Raw genomic sequence first — 16,383 nt, 5'->3', positions numbered from 1 at the left:
CGCTTAGCGGGTTTCCAGCAACTCAAACGTCAGGCCAGCATTGCTGGTCAGGCGAGTGTGGAGTTTGTCGCTCATTGCTGAAGATGGTGTCCAGAAACCGCCGGGCAACTCTTCCTTAATATCCAAAGCCAGACATAAACCGGCTTCGCCCAGCATTTTTCCTGTTGAGCCGTAGCCCGGATCCCGGTCGCCCGTCACCTTGGTGATCATGGTTTTGCCATCTTGGGTACGGCCGATGAAGCGAATATCGTAGAAGCCGGCTTCCTGTGCTTCCGGAGTCGGGCCTTCGCCTGGCTGAGGAACCAGTTTTTCCACCAGCCAACGGGTTGGTTTGATCGCAGATGCCGTGAAAAATGCACCCAGCGCGGCCACAACACCATAAGCTGTCAGACGGCCCTTGGTACCCTTCCCTGTCATGATGGCTTCATCGTAGGTGAATTCTTTTCCGTAACGAGCGCCCTGCACTGCATTCGAGCGATGAACCACGCGGGTGTTAATGGCCCCCATAACAAACGGCGCCAGCCAAACGCCGAAATCTTTGTCGTATTCAGCGGATTTCAGGCTGGGCTGTCTTGTCTTCGAGCGGTGCTCTGGCGGACAGATCGAAAACGGGTTCGCGAGTTCTTTCCGCAGCGCCGGGTTGGCGCCCACTTCCTTCGCGATGTTTATCATGGATGCAACCGTGCCGCCGGATAGGCCCCCTTTGGCCACTTTAACGCGCATACGAACATCCTGACACGGCTGACCAAATGCCTCCTCAGCCTTCTGCTGCAGGAACCAAACGCCCATATCAGATGGAATCGAATCGAAACCACAGCAATGCACGATACGCGCACCGCTTTCCTTCGCCTGATCTTCGTAACGTTTGATCATCCGGCTAATCCACTGAACCTCACCAGTCAGATCGCAATAATCGGTGCCGGTGGTTACACAGGCTTTGATCAGCGGCTCACCGTACAAAGCGTAGGGACCAACCGTTGAAATCACCACTTTGGTTTGCTCGCACAGGGCAATCAAAGCGGTTTCGTCGCTGGCATCGGCAATCAGGACAGGCAAATCCGCGGAGCCTGAGCCCAGCGTAGCTTTCAGATCATTCAGTTTGCCTTCAGAGCGACCGGCAATGGCCCACTTCACATCACCGCCTACGCCGTAATTCTTGGCAAGGTAATTGGTGAGTATCTGGCCTACGAAACTGGTGGCGCCAAATACAATCAGATCGTAATTTGCTGGTGTGGTTGTCATTGTGTGCCCTTGTCTTTATTGAATTTTATGATGGAAACGATGGTAACAGGTTTAATCGTGCGTGTTACTTTCATCTTTTCATGAAAACTGCGTCCTTCCGGCCAATCGTTTAACCGCCAAGCAGGTTCAAACTGGTACTACCTTAGCAAATACCCCGGAGGACATACGTGACTGTATTCCTGGTTATAACGAGTTTCGTTCTTGCGGCCCTGAGTGGCCTTTTACTCTGGCAACTGCGGGAGCAACGCAAGATGATTGATCAAATGCTTGAACGTGAAGATATTCCGGAACAGCAACCCGACCCGGAACTGGCGATTGTTCTGAAAGTAACCGACCCGATCGGCCTGGCCAAACGGGAATCAAGAGCCGGTCGCCTGATCGGGGACCGCTTACCGACCATGGCAACCAAAATGGTGTATCAGGAAGTTCTCAAGGAGTTAACGAGCGAACTGGAAGCGCGGGAAATTGATGTTGATATGCAGATTGAATACCGCTGAGGCAAACCAATATGATGACATTGATAGCCACCGGTGTGGGTTTAACGGTGAGCGGATGCCTGCTGGCTGCAGGTTTCAAGCAGTCCGCCGAATCTCGTAAAAAACTACGCATTCTGAACGCTAGCCGGCTACAGACTCACAGCCGTATTCAGCAAAAAAGAATGGAGCTGCTTGAGGTGCGAAATCGTGCCAAGCTGATGGAAGACACGGTATCCGGTGGTACAACCGCCGTTGAGAAAGTACACAAGGTCATCGCCAATACCACCTTTGGTTTGATTGACCGGTTCGCAAAAGATGAAGAATTTAAAAACACCGCCCGTAAGGTCAAGAAAACCCATCACGAAAAAAGCGAGCAGGTGTATCAGGTGGTGAGAACCACCAATCGAGCGGTGCACATACTGGCCGACAGCCTATTCATCGGTAAAGCCGAGAAGCGCATTATCTCCAAAACAAAAAAGGCACCCTAAGGTGCCTTTTTCTGAGAGATCAGAAAGTTACAGAACTTTCTTCAACTCTTCTTCAAGCTGAGGAACAGCTTCGAACAGGTCCGCTACCAGGCCGTAATCGGCAACCTGGAAGATCGGAGCTTCTTCGTCCTTGTTGATCGCAACGATCACTTTGGAGTCAGACATACCTGCCAAGTGCTGGATAGCACCAGAGATACCAACCGCTACGTACAGCTGAGGCGCAACGATCTTACCAGTCTGGCCTACCTGCATGTCGTTCGGTACGAAACCGGCGTCTACCGCGGCACGGGAAGCACCTACAGCAGCACCCATCAGGTCAGCAACTTGCTCAAGCATCTTGAAGTTTTCGCCGTTCTGCATGCCACGGCCACCGGAGATAACGATGCCGGCAGAGGCCAGGTCAGGACGGTCAGAAGCGGCTTTCTCTTCACCTACGAAAGAAGACAAGCCTGCGTCTTTAACAACATCAAGCTGTTCTACAGAAGCAGAACCGCCTTCAGCAGCTACCGGGTCGAAACCAGTCGGACGAACAGTAACAACTTTGATGCTGTCGCTTGCTTTAACAGTCGCGATGGCGTTACCCGCGTAAATCGGACGTACAAACGTGTCTTCAGATTCAACACGGATGATGTCAGAAACCTGGGCAACGTCCAGCAGCGCAGCAACGCGAGGCATGAAGTCTTTACCAGTGGTGCCGGCAGAGGTCAGGATGTGGCTGTAGCCCTTACCTACTTCTGCAACCAGTTCACTCAGGTTCTCAGCCAGGAAATGACCGTAGGCAGCGTTGTCAGCAACCAGAACCTTGCTTACGCCTTCGGCTTTTGCAGCGGCTTCAGCGACGGCACCTACGTTTTCACCAGCAACCAGCACGTCGATGTCGCCACCGATGGCCTTGGCTGCCGCTACAACGTTCAGAGTAGCCTGCTTCAGGCTGCTGTTGTCGTGTTCAGCAATTACCAGGATGCTCATTTAGATCACCTTCGCTTCGTTCTTCAGTTTATCCACCAGCTCAGCAACGTCAGCCACCTTGATACCAGCCTGACGTGCTGCAGGCGCTTCTACCTTCAGGGTGGACAGACGAGGTGCAATTTCGACACCCAGATCGGCTGAACTTACTGTCTCGAGGGGCTTCTTCTTAGCCTTCATGATGTTCGGCAAAGAAGCGTAGCGCGGCTCGTTCAGACGCAAGTCAGTGGTAACAACCGCAGGCAAGTTCAGAGCAACAGTCATCAGACCGCCGTCTACTTCACGGGTTACGTTAACTTTTTCGCCATCAACAACCACTTCTGAAGCGAAAGTACCCTGACCCATACCGGTCAGAGCGGCCAGCATCTGGCCAGTTTGGTTGTTGTCGGAATCGATGGACTGTTTACCCAGAATAACCAGTTTCGGCTCTTCTTTCTCAACGACAGCTTTGAGCAGCTTGGCCGCTTCGAGGGATTGGACTTCTTCGTCAGTCTCGATGTGGATACCACGGTCAGCGCCCAGTGCCAGAGCAGTACGGATTTGCTCCTGGGAGGCCTTCGGGCCAATGGATACAACAACGATTTCAGTGGCAACGCCTTTTTCTTTCAAACGAACCGCTTCTTCAACTGCGATTTCGCAGAACGGGTTCATTGCCATTTTGACGTTGGCGAGGTCAACACCGGTGTTGTCCGGCTTGACGCGCACCTTTACGTTGTAGTCGATAACTCGTTTTACAGCGACCAGAACCTTCATAGATTCCTCGTTCTTCTACAATGGGTTTAATGATGCACAGTACTAAAAAGAGCGCCTGCCACATAAAGCATGACAATACTGCAGGTTAAAACAGAAGGGGTAATTGCCCCATCCGACGCTCCAGGCCTGCGTTCACAGCCAATCGACCGGGTTGACCCGGCCAGGCAATGAGACGATACTAAAAATCGACTCAAAACACACGTTATTTCGGTGTATACGTACAATGCCAAAGGTAAGTGCAAATTTCAAACAAACGTTTGTTTGATTTGTCAAATGCGTTATCCTTCGGAAAATAACATTCATTAAAGCTGTATGAGATGAGGAGACCAACGTGGAACGCGAATCAATGGAATTTGATGTTCTGATCGTAGGCGGCGGCCCTGCGGGACTGTCGGCAGCCTGCCGAGTCATGCAACTGGCGCAAGAAGCCGGTGAAGAACTGACTGTTTGTGTAGTTGAGAAAGGTTCCGAGGTTGGTGCACACATCCTCGCAGGTACCGTTTTCGAGCCTACCGCTCTGAACGAACTCTTCCCGGACTGGAAAGAAAGAGGCGCGCCGCTGAACACTCCGGTGACCCGTGACGATATTTTCCTGCTGAAAGATCAGGAAAAAGCCACCAAGATTCCGAATGCTTTTGTACCCAAGAACATGCACAACCACGGCAATTACATCATCAGCCTTGGTAACTTGTGCCGCTGGTTGGCCGAACAAGCCGAACAGCTGGGTGTAGAGGTATACCCTGGTTTCGCCGCTTCAGAAACCATCGTTGAAGACGGTCAGGTTAAGGGCATCATTACTGGCGACATGGGCGTAGCCCGTGACGGTTCCGAGAAAGACGGTTACATGCCGGGCATGGAACTGCGCGCCAAGTACACCCTGTTCACCGAAGGCTGTCGTGGTCACCTGGGCAAGCGCCTGATTAACGATTTCAAGCTGGACGAAGGCAAAGACCCTCAGCACTACGGTATCGGCATCAAAGAGCTGTGGGACATCGACCCGGCTAAACACGAGCCTGGCCTGGTTGTTCACACCACAGGCTGGCCGCTGAACGAATCCAGCTCTACCGGTGGCTCCTTCCTGTATCACCTTGAAGGTGGTCAGGTGTATGTGGGTCTGATTACTGACCTGTCATACAGCAACCCGCACCTGAGCCCGTTTGAAGAATTCCAGCGCCTGAAGCATCACCCTGAGGTGAAGAAGTACCTGGAAGGTGGTAAGCGTGTTGCTTACGGTGCCCGAGCCATCACCAAAGGCGGTTACAACGCCCTGCCTAAGATGAGCTTCCCGGGTGGCCTGCTGCTGGGCTGTGACGCCGGTACTCTGAACAGCTCCAAGATTAAAGGCTCCCACACGGCCATGAAGTCTGGCCTGCTGGGCGCTGAAGCAGTATTTGAAGCGCTGAAAGAAGGCAAGAACGGTGAAGAGATCACCAGCTTTGCGAAGCGTTTTGAAGACAGCTGGTTGTACAAAGAGCTTTACGCCGAGCGTAACTTTGGCCCGGCCATGCACAAGTTCGGCAACTTTGTTGGCGGCGCAATTGCCTTCGTTGAGCAAAACATTCTGCGCGGAAGTCTGCCGTTCACGTTCCGCGATACCACGCCGGATTACGCCACCATGAAGCCGGCCGCCGAGTGCAAGAAGATCGATTATCCGAAGCCGGATAACGTGTTGACCTTCGACCGCTTGAGCTCAGTGTTCATCTCGAACACCAACCATGAGGAAGATCAGCCGATTCACCTGAAGCTGACCGATCCGGATATTCCGATTCAGGTTAACCTGCCGAAGTACGACGAGCCTGCGCAGCGTTACTGCCCGGCCGGCGTGTACGAAGTGGTTGAAGCAGAAGACGGAAGCGGCAAAAAGTTCCAGATCAACGCCCAGAACTGTGTTCACTGTAAGACCTGCGACATCAAGGATCCTTCACAGAACATTACCTGGGTAACGCCGGAAGGCAGCGGCGGACCAAACTATCCGAACATGTAAGAAAATGTTCTGATATGATCAAAAAAGCCGGGATTTTCCCGGCTTTTTTGTGTTTTGCAGCTACAAAAAAACGGCTCCCGAGGGAGCCGTTTTTAATCAACCTTTCGGAAGAGATCAGTGCACGTGGCCGTGCTCTTGCTCTTCGTCAGTTGCGTCGCGAGTTTCTACAACTTCCACGTCGAAGTGCAGAGTCTCACCCGCCAGCGGGTGGTTAGCATCGATCGTGACGGTTTCTTCACTCACTTCAACAACGCGAACAACCTGCGGGCCGCCCGGAGTTTGTGCTTGGAACTGCATGCCCGGCTCGATGGTGTCTACACCTTCGAAAGCGGAGCGGGGAACAGGCTGAACCAGTTCTTCGTTAACTTCGCCGTAGCCTTCAGCAGGCTCAACGGAAACTTTAACCTGATCGCCAGCGTTCTTTTCGTTCAGTGCGCTTTCCAGTCCACCGATGATGTTCTGTGCACCTTCCAGGTAAGTCAGAGGCTCACGGCCTTCTACACGGGAGGAGTCAAGCTGCTCTCCCTGGTCGTTGGTGAGCGTGTAATGGATGGTGACAACACGTGGTTGGGCCATGTGATCTCCTTGCGAGTCGCAGTGACTATGTATTTAAAATGGAGGTAATCGAAAGGAACGTGAACAGACGCACTGCACAGAGGGACTAACGACCACCGGCCTCGTTAGAGAGCCTGGCTCGATAACAAGAAAGAAACCACAGTTTAACAAGTGACAGACTGCGTTTTCTACCTTCTTTATGGAGACGCCTCGGGGCTTTTCAACCGCCCTGCCCGATTTTCCAGAAATTTCCGTGACTCATCACACCCACAACAGTGCTTCCGTCAATTTCCCGCTCTTCAGCAACTGCTACCAAATCGTAAAACGCGCTGGTTTGAAGGCGTGCTTCAACTCCGTGGCGTACGGAGATGGTCGGTCTTGGCTCGTCAGAATTCGGATAGCTTTCAACCTGCAAAACATGGTCGTTGCCGATTTCCAGGGTTTCACCCGTGTTCGTGGTTAAACTCAACACCTGGCTTTCACGTTCCCCTGTTACGGTAAGCGTATGCGCCAGTAAGGGTGCATCTTCGACCTGAATACGCCACTTTTCGACGGGGGTGACAAGGTAATAATGGCCATCACCTTCACGGCGCAAAATGGTCGAAAACAGCTTCACAATGGTTTCCCGCTCGATTGGGTTACCTTTGAAAATCCACTGACCATCACGAGTGATCACCAAATCCATGTCACCTGAGAGCTCAGGGTGCCATTTATCCAGCGGTGGCAGACTGCGCTCTTTCGAGTGCTCGCTAACAACTTTGGCAATGTCTTCTGGCTTTGTGCTCACGGGCGAACTCCTTTTGCTTGAAAACGGAAAGTATCAAAGGCCCCGCATAGACTCCGGCCTTAACGGCACGGCACCCGGCTTTGTGATAGCGAGGTTTACCTGATCCAGCAAGCGCTGTTTGTCTTGCCCTAGCGTACCTTTCAGCACCAGATAGTTTGAGGCATGATCGCTTCGGAAGGTGGTGTTTTCTAACTCCAGATGCTCAAGAAACACCTGGATTTCCTCAAACAAACCTTGCTGGTCTAAAGGTTCGAAATCGTCTCCAAACCCTTCGCGGAACCGCTCCTCACCCTGCGGGAAGCTCACCACCAATGTGGAGAGGAAATCCGGCTGTGTTTCGTTGCACAAGGTTGCGGTGTTAATGGCGTGTTGGCGCGACAAGGTTCTGCCACCTAGCCCGTTAAGCACCATTACAGAGCTGGTTAAACCCGCTTGCTTGATTTTCTCCAGTGCGGAACGAGTAGATTCCCAGGTTTCACCTTTGTTGATGCGGCGCAGCACTTCGTCATCGCCGGATTCCATACCAACGTACAAAATTCCTAACCCGGCCTCACGCAGCGCCACTAAGTCTTCGACGGACTTCTTGGCGAGGTTTCGCGGTAAACAATAACTGGACACCCGTTGAAGCCCCGGAAACGCTTCTTTCAACTCATGGAGGATTTCGAGTAACCGCCGGGTCGGCAGCACCATGGCGTCGCCATCGGCCAGAAAGACCCGAGGAACACTGCCAAAGGCCTTGGCTGCTTTCTCTATGTCGGCCCGAACATCCGCAGGCTTTCTGGCTCGGAATTTCTTTTGGGGCTGGGTATACATCTCGCAGAACGTACATTGGTTCCACGAGCAGCCATTCGTCACCGGCAAGATGAGAGACTTTGCTTCACTTGGCGGCCGAAAGACGGGCTCAATGTATTCAATCGGAAAACTGTACATAACGACTCAGTAATCTAGAGAAATAAGGACGGCAGGAAGAACAATCAGGGCAAAAACTGAGTTTTCAAGGTGGCACAGTCCGGACCTACCACTGGCATATCGAGCACAACCGCCTGTGCCGTCATGAACGGCATGCCATTGCGGTGGCCGTCCGATAACAGCGTGGTGAGACTGCCCACCAGGGGCATGTGGGATACCAGCATCAACGGCGACTCTTTGTTTTCGAGCAACGCATCCAGACACCGACCCGGGTCATCATCCGGTGTGATGAAAGATTTCTCTTTCACAGGAACGCCCAGTATGTCGCCGACGATAGCCGCCGTCTGCCGTGCGCGGATGTATGGACTACACCAAATAACGCTGGGCTTGGAATCGGATTGCGCAATTTTCTCCGCCACATTGGCGGCCTGCTTTCGCCCGACATCGGTCAGCTCCCGTTCGTGATCAAGGGAGTGCCTGCCTGCCTCACCGTGACGCATGATGATCAGTTGCATAATACTCTCCTCGTCCAGTTCGCTGGATTACTGGGCCACTGTACGAGGCAGAATGAATTCTACATCCGAGTTTTGAACAGCATTCATCAGATTTTTGATAACGACCTCAATCGGAGCATCGTTGTATAGAATCTCGTACAACCCTCGTACCAACGGCATGTGAATGCCAATCGCTTCAGATTTGTCTCTTACTAATTTTAGAGTATAGATGCCTTCTGCCACCTGACCCAATTCTTCAGCCGCCTCATCGAGTTTCTTGCCAGTACCCACGGCGTAACCGACCCGGAAGTTCCGGCTCTTGCTGGAGGTACAGGTGGCAATCAGGTCGCCAACACCCGCCAGCCCCATAAAGGTCATGGGGTTAGCGCCCAGGCTCACTGCAAACCGGCTCATTTCCGCCAGCCCACGGGTGATCAGCATGGCTTTGGCGTTTTCGCCAAGGTTCTGGGCAGAGGCCAAACCCGCCACAATGGCATAGATGTTTTTCAATGCGCCTGCCAGTTCGACACCATAAACATCAACATTGGCGTACACCCGAAAATAGTCGCAACCGAGCAGTTCTTGCACGGTGTGACGCACGGCGGGATCTTTCGCGGCAATAACCGTTGCGGTCAACTCGCGGTTAACAATTTCACCCGCTAAGTTGGGCCCGCTTAATACCCCGGTTCGGCAGCGCGGAATTTCTTCAAGCAAGATTTCGCTCATCAGCTTGAAGCCTTGTTGCTCAATACCTTTGGTCAGGCTGACGACAATCTGGTCGTCTTTGAAAACGCCGCTGTTGTCGCGAATTACCGAGCGAAACGCTTTTGAAGGAATGGCCACAAACACAACATCGGCGCTAGTAACGGCGTGCGCGAGATCGGTTGTAGGTAGAATCTTCCCTTCCAGAACGATGTCGGGCATATACCGCGCGTTCATGCGGGTTGTGCGGATTTCTTCGACCTGGGCTTCATCGCGCATCCAAAAATGCACAGTATGGCCATTCTCACCCAGCACCTTGGCCATAGCGGTTCCGAAACTGCCGCCACCAAGGACTGCAACGTTTTGCATTTTCGCCGCATCAGATTCCGGCGTTACGTTTTCTGGCATAGTGTTTCCGTTGGTTCGTGTTAGGCAAGACCCGGCGCTGGAAAATTAAATCAGCCGGGTTCTTCACACTCTAGAGCTCTGACGAGATTCTTGAACTCTTCCCGGTTTTTGCTGTTCATGGCCATTAACACTCTATGAGCGTCGAGCACTTTTTCACGAACTTGTTGTTCGCTGGCCTTCAGAACAGGAATTTCTTCTAGATCTTCAATGCGGGAAGCGGGCTCTCGGACGATGATGAATATCTTGTCGAAGCCCATAGACGAGATAATGCGGGTGACATCGGGGTTGGTAGATATCAGAGTCGGAAGAAAGTGGCTCTGTTTGTATGCCGCTAACGCAATCTTGGCAAGCAGCCCGAGCGTAGTGCTATCGACGATCTCTGTTTCAGTGAGATCGATCACGACCGTTTTGAAGTCTGGGTCCCGGGTGATGGACTCGACGAGATTGTCCAGCGTCGAACACAGGTTCAGCCGGATTTCTCCAATAAACTTCAGGACGTAAATTCCCTGCTTATCTGCTTGCAGGATTTTATAACCAGCCATTTTTTTACAATGCCACTAAGTCGACGACGTTTGATCTGAACCAGTTAACTGGTCAGTTACCGATACTATCGCTATATCGTCTGGCAGCTCTGAGATGCTATTTAAACCCAGAGCCTCGCTCAGCGATGCGATAGTGTGACTACCTCCTGATACGAGTTCAAGTAGCGTTCGTTCCTTTTCATCAAGACTTTTGTCGGGAATGACCTCCAAAATGCCATCCGAGAACAACAAAAGGCGGAATGGACGATCCAGTTTAACCTCGTACAACTCCCATTCCGGGTTTTCAAACAAACCTACGGGCAAGCCGCTGCCTTCCAAAAATCGGGTCTCGCCATCATTAAACGATAATATGGGCATTGGGAAGTGCGCCCCCACCGCGTAACTCAGGGTTCGTTCAGACAGCGTAATAATGCCGACAAAAACAGTGACGTGTTTACCCAAACCGGTGTCCATCAACTCTGAGTTAATACGCTCGAGAATGCGTTGCGGATGCATGATGTCATCACTGGACTGCCGCCGCAGATTGCGCTTCAGCCGATTGGTAAGGTTTTTGAGCAACACAGTGACGAACGCGGAACTGGCGCCGTGGCCAGATACATCAGCGATGTACACCAACATCTTGTCTTTGGATAACCGGATGTAATCGAGGAAGTCACCGCTCAGGTACAGAGACGGTTTGATCAGGTAGTCGGCATGCAGCCCACAAATGTCCTGGCTGTGATCCGGCAGCATTTTCAGTTGGACTTTCCGACCGGCATTTTGATCGGCCCGCAATTCGGCAATGCCGCTACGAAGATCAAGGTTCGCCTCTTCAAGTTCTTCCCGGTAAAGCTTATTCAGGCGGTTCACGCGAATACGATCGAACAGCTTTTCGATAACGTCGTCTAACGCTTCTTTGCTGGCGTGACAGGGCTTAAGCACGATGTCTTCTGCACCGGCACGCAGCAACTGCACCACTTCGGCACTGGAGGTGCTGCTGGTATAGGCAACAATGGGCGTATAACTTTCAGCCGCATCCAGGCGACGATTGAGGTCTTCAATGACCTCCGGGGACAGGTCGGCAAAAATGACGTCGGGAATATTCTCGGTAAACAAACTGCGAGCCGCACCAATATCCGGACAAACGCTCACATAGAAGCCTCTGGCATCCAGGTATCGTGACAGGTCTGAACGGGCCTGTTCATTGGCGTCAATAATTAGAATGCGCTCGGTGCGCGAGGTCATGTTAGTTGCCCTAAACTACCAGCGGTAAAAGAAAAACAGGCGTTATAAGGTCTATTCTGGCATGACCTTGTGATATAACAAGGCCATATGGATTTTTTTGGGGGGATTTGTAACCATGCGACGTGCTGTCAACGACCTTCTGGGTGCCTACGACAAACTGATCATGGACCCGGTCCACGGCGGGATCCCGCTTTACCGACACGAAATCCAGGTTATTGACCACCCTCTTTTCCAACGTTTGCGCAACATCTGCCAAAACGACATTCTCAGCCTGGTGTTCCCGGGCGCGACCCATTCCCGTTTCCTGCACAGCATTGGTGTCATGCACGTAGGTACGCGCATGTTCCGCGCGATGATCGACGCCTACCTTCGGGAGCGCCAGTTAAGCGAGCAAACAGAGCTGAGCCTGAATCAACTGGATGCCATTGATTACCTCGCCAAGATTATTCGCTTAGGCTGCCTGCTGCACGACAGCGGCCACTCCAGTTTTTCTCATCAGTTCACCCAAGCGCGCAAGATTCGCGAGCTTATGTCACGCCCGGAGCGTTTTCGCGAACTGTGGCGCGGCGAAGATTATACCCGTTATCACCCCGAGGAACCGGAAGAACTGGAGCACGAACACTACTCGGTGCGCGTCGCCCATGAAGTGCTCTCGTCAGTCGATCTGGAGGCTGCTGGTCTGCACGCCGAAGACATCATTGGCATTATGGAAACCACACAGGTAACGCCGAGCGATACCTTCTGCCGCCATGCACACACCTTCCTTGCGTTTATCGCGGGTGACCAAACGCTGGCCGCTTCTAACGGCGAACAGGAAGTGCCTGAACTGGTCATGGGGCTGCTATCGTCCATCGTATCCGGCGAGATTGATGCGGACCGCGCTGACTACATGCTTCGAGACGGGTTCCACAGCTCCGTGACCATTGGTGGCTTTAATCTTGACCACTTGCTGAGTAACTTGCGGTTTGGCTGGGATGTTTCCGAACCCTGGATGGGCCTTGCCATTACTCACAAAGGTTTGGGGGCCCTGGAAGATTTCGTTTACAGCCGCTATCAGATGTACCGCAAAGTGTACGGCCACAAAACCGCCCTTGGCTTTGACTGGCTCCTGCGGGAAGCCATCAACGAAGTGCTGGAAGATCCGGAAAGCTTCGAGTGGATTGATACCTGCCTCAGTGATATGAGCTTTTTTGCGGAACTGACCGACAGTTTTTTCTGGGAAGCATTTCGTAAAGTCGCCCGCAAACAACCCAAGAGCTACTCGTTCCTGATCGTCAACCGGGTCAAGCTGAAGCATTTGGATACGCGCGAGAACTTAAGCAAAACAGAAATCCAGAAACACAGTAACTGGCTGGCAGGCGAGCTGGGGTTGTCGGCAGACGATGTGGTTACCTGCACCATGAAAGCCCGTTTCTCCAACATTCAGGACAACTTCAACGGCATTAAAGTGCTCGAAAAAGACCCGATCACCCGAAAACGCTCACTTAAAAAGATTACCGACGTGAGCGCCTTCTTCTCGAAGTTCGAAGACGGCACCATCATCCATTTTTATCGCCAGCCCGATGTTGCTCCCACATCATCGAGCCTCAGCTGATAACCACAACTTGATATCAGCCAGCCTGCATGGCCCCTGCCAGCCGGCTGGCGCTTTCCCACGCGCCCTCAACACGACCGCCTACTAACCAGTCTCCCGCGACGCCAACGCCTTGATACTGATCCCACAAAAAACCGGGCTGTTCGGTCGAGACTGAACGCGCGTACAACCAACGGTGCGCAACCGAATCCACGAGCGCTCCGTCAAAGCCTGTCAGTTCTCTGAACGCCGCCAGCAATTGGTTCGTAACGTGTTCAGGTGTGGCATCCACGTTCGCTTCGGTCCACTCCGGGGTGGCATGCAGCACCCACCATTGCCCAGAATCGTTCCGGCCCGGTTTCGACGAATTGTTGGCCACCCAATACAGCACGTCAGACTCCGGCCGCATGGCATCGAATAGGGCATCCGGCGCTTCCGCGAAATGCGCGGCAACAGCCCAACATGGTAATATTTCGCCGCCCGGCTCTTGGGTTTTGTCTGACAGCTGCGTCAATCCGCTGGCCGCCAGCAAATTCTGGGTCTGAGCAGGTGGTGCTGTTATTACCACCTGATCGAACAAGCCATGCTCCTTGCCTTGCGTGCAGAGCAACTGCCAACGCGCCCCAGAGCGGACCATGCGCCCGATACGAACCTGTGCCGTCAATTCCACATGCTCCGACAGCCCACGCGTGATTGCGGTCATTCGTGGAATGCCTACGTAACGGGTTTCTTCAGGAAATGGCTGCCAGCCTTCTTGCGCGTTTTGGAAACCAAACGTCCCCTGCCATGGCCCGAAGCGGTCCGCTCCGGCGTAGTCGTTCAAAAAGTTCACAAAATCCGGGTTCCGCCCCGTGAAGTATTGCGCGCCCACGTCTACCGCACCGTTTGCCACTCGTTTCGATGCCAGCCGACCACCCGGCCCGCGACTTTTTTCAAACACTCTCACCTGATGGCCTGATTTACCAAGCATAATGGCAGCGGTTAATCCGGCCATCCCTGATCCGATGACGGCAACCTTGCGTATGCTAGGGGTATCTAAGGTTTCTCTTTCCATGGCTGATTATGACCCGAGTTAATGATTTGTTTTCAAACATTCTAAGATGGTTCGACTCCGAAGCGGGATTGGATCACCTCGACACACAATGCCGAAAATTCAACGTCATCAGGGTGCTTCCCTTCCTTTCGCTTCACGCGGCGTGTCTGCTTGCGCTTTACACCGGAACAAGCGCCTTCGCTGTCGGCTTTGCTATTGCCTTTTTCCTGTTACGCATGTTCTCGATTACCGCTTTCTACCACCGTTATTTTGCGCATAAATCCTTCAAAACCAGCCGGGCTGCACAGTTTATTTTCGGCATTCTAGGTGCCAGCGCGGCTCAGCGAGGCCCCCTTTGGTGGGCAGCACACCATCGGCACCATCATCAGCATTCGGATCACCCCGAAGACCTGCACTCCCCTCATCACGGTGGGTTCTGGTGGTCGCACGTCGGTTGGTTTACCTGCGACGCGGGCTTTGTCATGGATGAACGTCGGGTTCGGGATTGGCTCAAGTTTCCGGAACTTCGGTTCATCAACCGTTTTGACGCTCTGGTTCCCGCGGTCTTCGCGGTACTGATCTACCTTTTCGGTGAGGCATTGGCCTTTTGGGCGCCAGAGCTGGGCACTAACGGGCTGCAATTGTTGGTATGGGGGTTCTTTATCTCAACAGTCGCACTTTTCCATGCCACCGTATCCATCAATTCGCTTTCCCACGTTTGGGGCAAACGCCGCTTTGACACCAATGACGATAGCCGCAATAACTTCTGGCTTGCACTGCTGACGCTAGGCGAAGGTTGGCACAACAACCATCACCGTTGGCCACAGTCAGCGCGCCAAGGCTTTCGCTGGTACGAGATCGACATTACCTGGTACGGCCTGTGGTTGCTGTCCAAACTCGGCATTATTTGGGACCTGGCTCCGATACCGCCCCACGTTGTCAAAGAAACACTGGCTGCTGACCAAAACCGATCAAGGAAGCCGAAATAATGACTCCGTCAGATAACGTTGTTGAAGTTGGCTCCAAAGACCGGGCCATGCAGATAACGCTGAACGCTTTCTGCAACCTTTACAACAAACTGGATAAAGGCCATCTATACGAATTGGCGGCGGTGTACGCTGAAGAGATCGAGTTTCAGGATCCTTTCGGTCAGGTGGTCGGGCTCGATGCTCTAACCCAATACATGGCCGGTGCCTATCAAAACGTCATCCGGTGTCAGTTCCGTTTCGGGGATCCGGTTCTGCAGCACCCACGGTGTTGCATACCGTGGGTGATGGAGCTGAACCACAAGCGAATCCAGCGTGGTCAAACGGTTTACGTAGAAGGCATGAGCCATTTACTGATCCAAAATGGCAAAGTTCATTTCCACCGGGACTATTTTGATGCCGGCGAATTGCTGTACGAACATTTGCCGTTAGTAGGCCGCGCAGTGCGCTGGGTAAAGAGGCATGCGGGATGAGCAAACGCGTGATGTCCGAATCCAACATCTGGCTGACAGGTGCTTCCTCCGGCATCGGTGAAGCACTGGTGCACGAACTGGCCAGCCATGGCCACAAACTTGTGATCAGCGGCCGGCGCCAACAACCTCTTGAAAAACTGGCCATGAATTGGCCGGCACAGATCCATACGGCAGTGGCGGATACCACCAATCCAGAGGAGCTTTCCGCCTTGGCCGGTTCGCTGAGACAATTTGGCGATCTGGACATGGTTATTCTGAACGCAGGCACCTGTGAATACCTGGATGTGGCTGAATACGACAGTTCCGTTATCGAAGCCAACCTCACTACTAACCTACTGGGCACCGCCCGCTGCCTGGATGTTGCCCTGCCTGCCCTTCGGGCTACCCGCGCCCAAGGCAAACCGGCGAGTGTGGTGATTGTCAGCTCCTCGGCATGGTGGTTTCCGTTCAGCCGTGCCGAGGGTTATGGCGCATCCAAGGCTGCCCTGACTTATTTCGCCCAATCTTTGCGCGCCGATTTGGCCGCGGAGGGGATCGAGGTGGTGGTGGTTTCCCCCGGCTTTGTAAAAACCCCGTTAACCGACAAGAACGATTTTCCCATGCCCTTTATGGTCAGTGCCAAGGAAGCCGCAAGCCGTATTCATCAGGGACTCGCCAGAGGTAAACGGGAAATTGCGTTTCCCCGGCGCTTCACCTGGACCCTGAAAGCACTTGGCTGCTTGCCCCAGGGCTTGATTGACCGGATGGCCGCCTCGATGGCCCGGAAAACCGATAACAACCTTTGAATA

General features: G+C 53.1%; 18 protein-coding genes. 7 read left to right on the top strand and 11 right to left on the bottom strand.

The window, feature by feature from the left end; all coding sequences use genetic code 11:
• Positions 1-3: 3 nt before the first annotated feature.
• Entirely contained in the window at positions 4-1,242 is a 1,239-nt protein-coding gene (locus tag MWU64_RS04985; RefSeq protein ID WP_247061954.1) for a saccharopine dehydrogenase NADP-binding domain-containing protein, read from the bottom strand.
• Positions 1,243-1,409: 167 nt separating this feature from the next.
• On the opposite strand from MWU64_RS04985, the gene MWU64_RS04980 reads away from it, so the two are divergent.
• Both MWU64_RS04980 and MWU64_RS04975 read left to right on the top strand, forming a co-directional pair.
• Positions 1,410-1,739 (top strand): hypothetical protein, encoded by a 330-nt coding sequence (locus MWU64_RS04980; protein ID WP_247061952.1) that lies wholly within the window; start codon positions 1,410-1,412, stop codon positions 1,737-1,739.
• Positions 1,740-1,750: 11 nt separating this feature from the next.
• The gene (locus MWU64_RS04975; RefSeq protein WP_247061942.1) at positions 1,751-2,206 is read left to right on the top strand and encodes a hypothetical protein; all 456 of its coding nucleotides are present in this window, start codon (positions 1,751-1,753) and stop codon (positions 2,204-2,206) included.
• A gap of 27 nt (positions 2,207-2,233) precedes the next feature.
• On the opposite strand, the gene MWU64_RS04970 is transcribed toward MWU64_RS04975, so the two are convergent.
• Positions 2,234-3,175, bottom strand: coding sequence for an FAD-binding protein (locus tag MWU64_RS04970; protein WP_247061940.1), 942 nt, complete (start codon positions 3,173-3,175; stop codon positions 2,234-2,236).
• Positions 3,176-3,925: an electron transfer flavoprotein subunit beta/FixA family protein gene (locus MWU64_RS04965; RefSeq protein ID WP_247061938.1), complete on the bottom strand. Its 750-nt coding sequence runs from the start codon at positions 3,923-3,925 to the stop codon at positions 3,176-3,178. It abuts the gene before it with no gap.
• A gap of 331 nt (positions 3,926-4,256) precedes the next feature.
• Here MWU64_RS04965 and MWU64_RS04960 point away from each other — a divergent pair, with 331 nt between their 5' ends.
• A complete protein-coding gene (locus tag MWU64_RS04960) occupies positions 4,257-5,909 on the top strand; it encodes an electron transfer flavoprotein-ubiquinone oxidoreductase (protein ID WP_247061936.1) in 1,653 nt (550 codons plus the stop codon).
• Positions 5,910-6,023: 114 nt separating this feature from the next.
• Here the strand turns inward: MWU64_RS04960 and MWU64_RS04955 are convergent, their stop codons facing one another.
• The 7 genes from MWU64_RS04955 to MWU64_RS04925 all read right to left on the bottom strand — a co-directional run bounded on the left by MWU64_RS04955 (position 6,024) and on the right by MWU64_RS04925 (position 11,530).
• On the bottom strand, positions 6,024-6,485 hold the full coding sequence (locus MWU64_RS04955) for a peptidylprolyl isomerase (protein WP_247061934.1): 462 nt from the start codon (positions 6,483-6,485) through the stop codon (positions 6,024-6,026).
• Between the two features lie 199 nt (positions 6,486-6,684).
• The gene (locus MWU64_RS04950) at positions 6,685-7,251 is read right to left on the bottom strand and encodes a DUF1285 domain-containing protein (RefSeq protein WP_247061932.1); all 567 of its coding nucleotides are present in this window, start codon (positions 7,249-7,251) and stop codon (positions 6,685-6,687) included.
• A gap of 33 nt (positions 7,252-7,284) precedes the next feature.
• Entirely contained in the window at positions 7,285-8,181 is an 897-nt protein-coding gene (locus MWU64_RS04945) for a radical SAM protein (RefSeq protein WP_247061930.1), read from the bottom strand.
• Positions 8,182-8,225: 44 nt separating this feature from the next.
• Complete coding sequence (gene sixA / locus MWU64_RS04940) at positions 8,226-8,675, bottom strand: phosphohistidine phosphatase SixA (protein WP_247061921.1); 450 nt, start codon at positions 8,673-8,675, stop codon at positions 8,226-8,228.
• Between the two features lie 27 nt (positions 8,676-8,702).
• A complete protein-coding gene (locus tag MWU64_RS04935; protein ID WP_247061918.1) occupies positions 8,703-9,764 on the bottom strand; it encodes an NAD(P)H-dependent glycerol-3-phosphate dehydrogenase in 1,062 nt (353 codons plus the stop codon).
• 50 nt (positions 9,765-9,814) lie between these two features.
• Positions 9,815-10,306 (bottom strand): STAS domain-containing protein, encoded by a 492-nt coding sequence (locus MWU64_RS04930; protein WP_247061916.1) that lies wholly within the window; start codon positions 10,304-10,306, stop codon positions 9,815-9,817.
• Between the two features lie 15 nt (positions 10,307-10,321).
• Positions 10,322-11,530, bottom strand: a complete 1,209-nt coding sequence (locus tag MWU64_RS04925) for a fused response regulator/phosphatase (RefSeq protein WP_247061914.1) — start codon at positions 11,528-11,530, stop codon at positions 10,322-10,324.
• Positions 11,531-11,645: 115 nt separating this feature from the next.
• Here MWU64_RS04925 and MWU64_RS04920 point away from each other — a divergent pair, with 115 nt between their 5' ends.
• Positions 11,646-13,124: a phosphohydrolase gene (locus tag MWU64_RS04920; protein WP_247061912.1), complete on the top strand. Its 1,479-nt coding sequence runs from the start codon at positions 11,646-11,648 to the stop codon at positions 13,122-13,124.
• Between the two features lie 16 nt (positions 13,125-13,140).
• On the opposite strand, the gene MWU64_RS04915 is transcribed toward MWU64_RS04920, so the two are convergent.
• Positions 13,141-14,157, bottom strand: coding sequence for an FAD-dependent oxidoreductase (locus MWU64_RS04915; protein ID WP_281496236.1), 1,017 nt, complete (start codon positions 14,155-14,157; stop codon positions 13,141-13,143).
• Between the two features lie 8 nt (positions 14,158-14,165).
• On the opposite strand from MWU64_RS04915, the gene MWU64_RS04910 reads away from it, so the two are divergent.
• From MWU64_RS04910 to MWU64_RS04900, 3 genes are read left to right on the top strand one after another with little or no spacing between them, the layout of a single operon-like run.
• Positions 14,166-15,125, top strand: coding sequence for an acyl-CoA desaturase (locus MWU64_RS04910; RefSeq protein WP_247061902.1), 960 nt, complete (start codon positions 14,166-14,168; stop codon positions 15,123-15,125).
• The gene (locus MWU64_RS04905; protein ID WP_247061900.1) at positions 15,125-15,595 is read left to right on the top strand and encodes a nuclear transport factor 2 family protein; all 471 of its coding nucleotides are present in this window, start codon (positions 15,125-15,127) and stop codon (positions 15,593-15,595) included. The genes MWU64_RS04910 and MWU64_RS04905 overlap by 1 nt, the downstream gene beginning before the upstream one ends.
• The gene (locus tag MWU64_RS04900) at positions 15,592-16,380 is read left to right on the top strand and encodes an SDR family NAD(P)-dependent oxidoreductase (RefSeq protein WP_247061898.1); all 789 of its coding nucleotides are present in this window, start codon (positions 15,592-15,594) and stop codon (positions 16,378-16,380) included. Before MWU64_RS04905 ends, MWU64_RS04900 begins: the two co-directional genes overlap by 4 nt.
• Positions 16,381-16,383 lie beyond the last annotated feature (3 nt).

This window comes from Marinobacter sp. S0848L (genome assembly GCF_023016065.1).
Classification (GTDB): Bacteria; Pseudomonadota; Gammaproteobacteria; order Pseudomonadales; family Oleiphilaceae; genus Marinobacter.
This window is presented reverse-complemented; position numbering and strand designations above follow the sequence as displayed.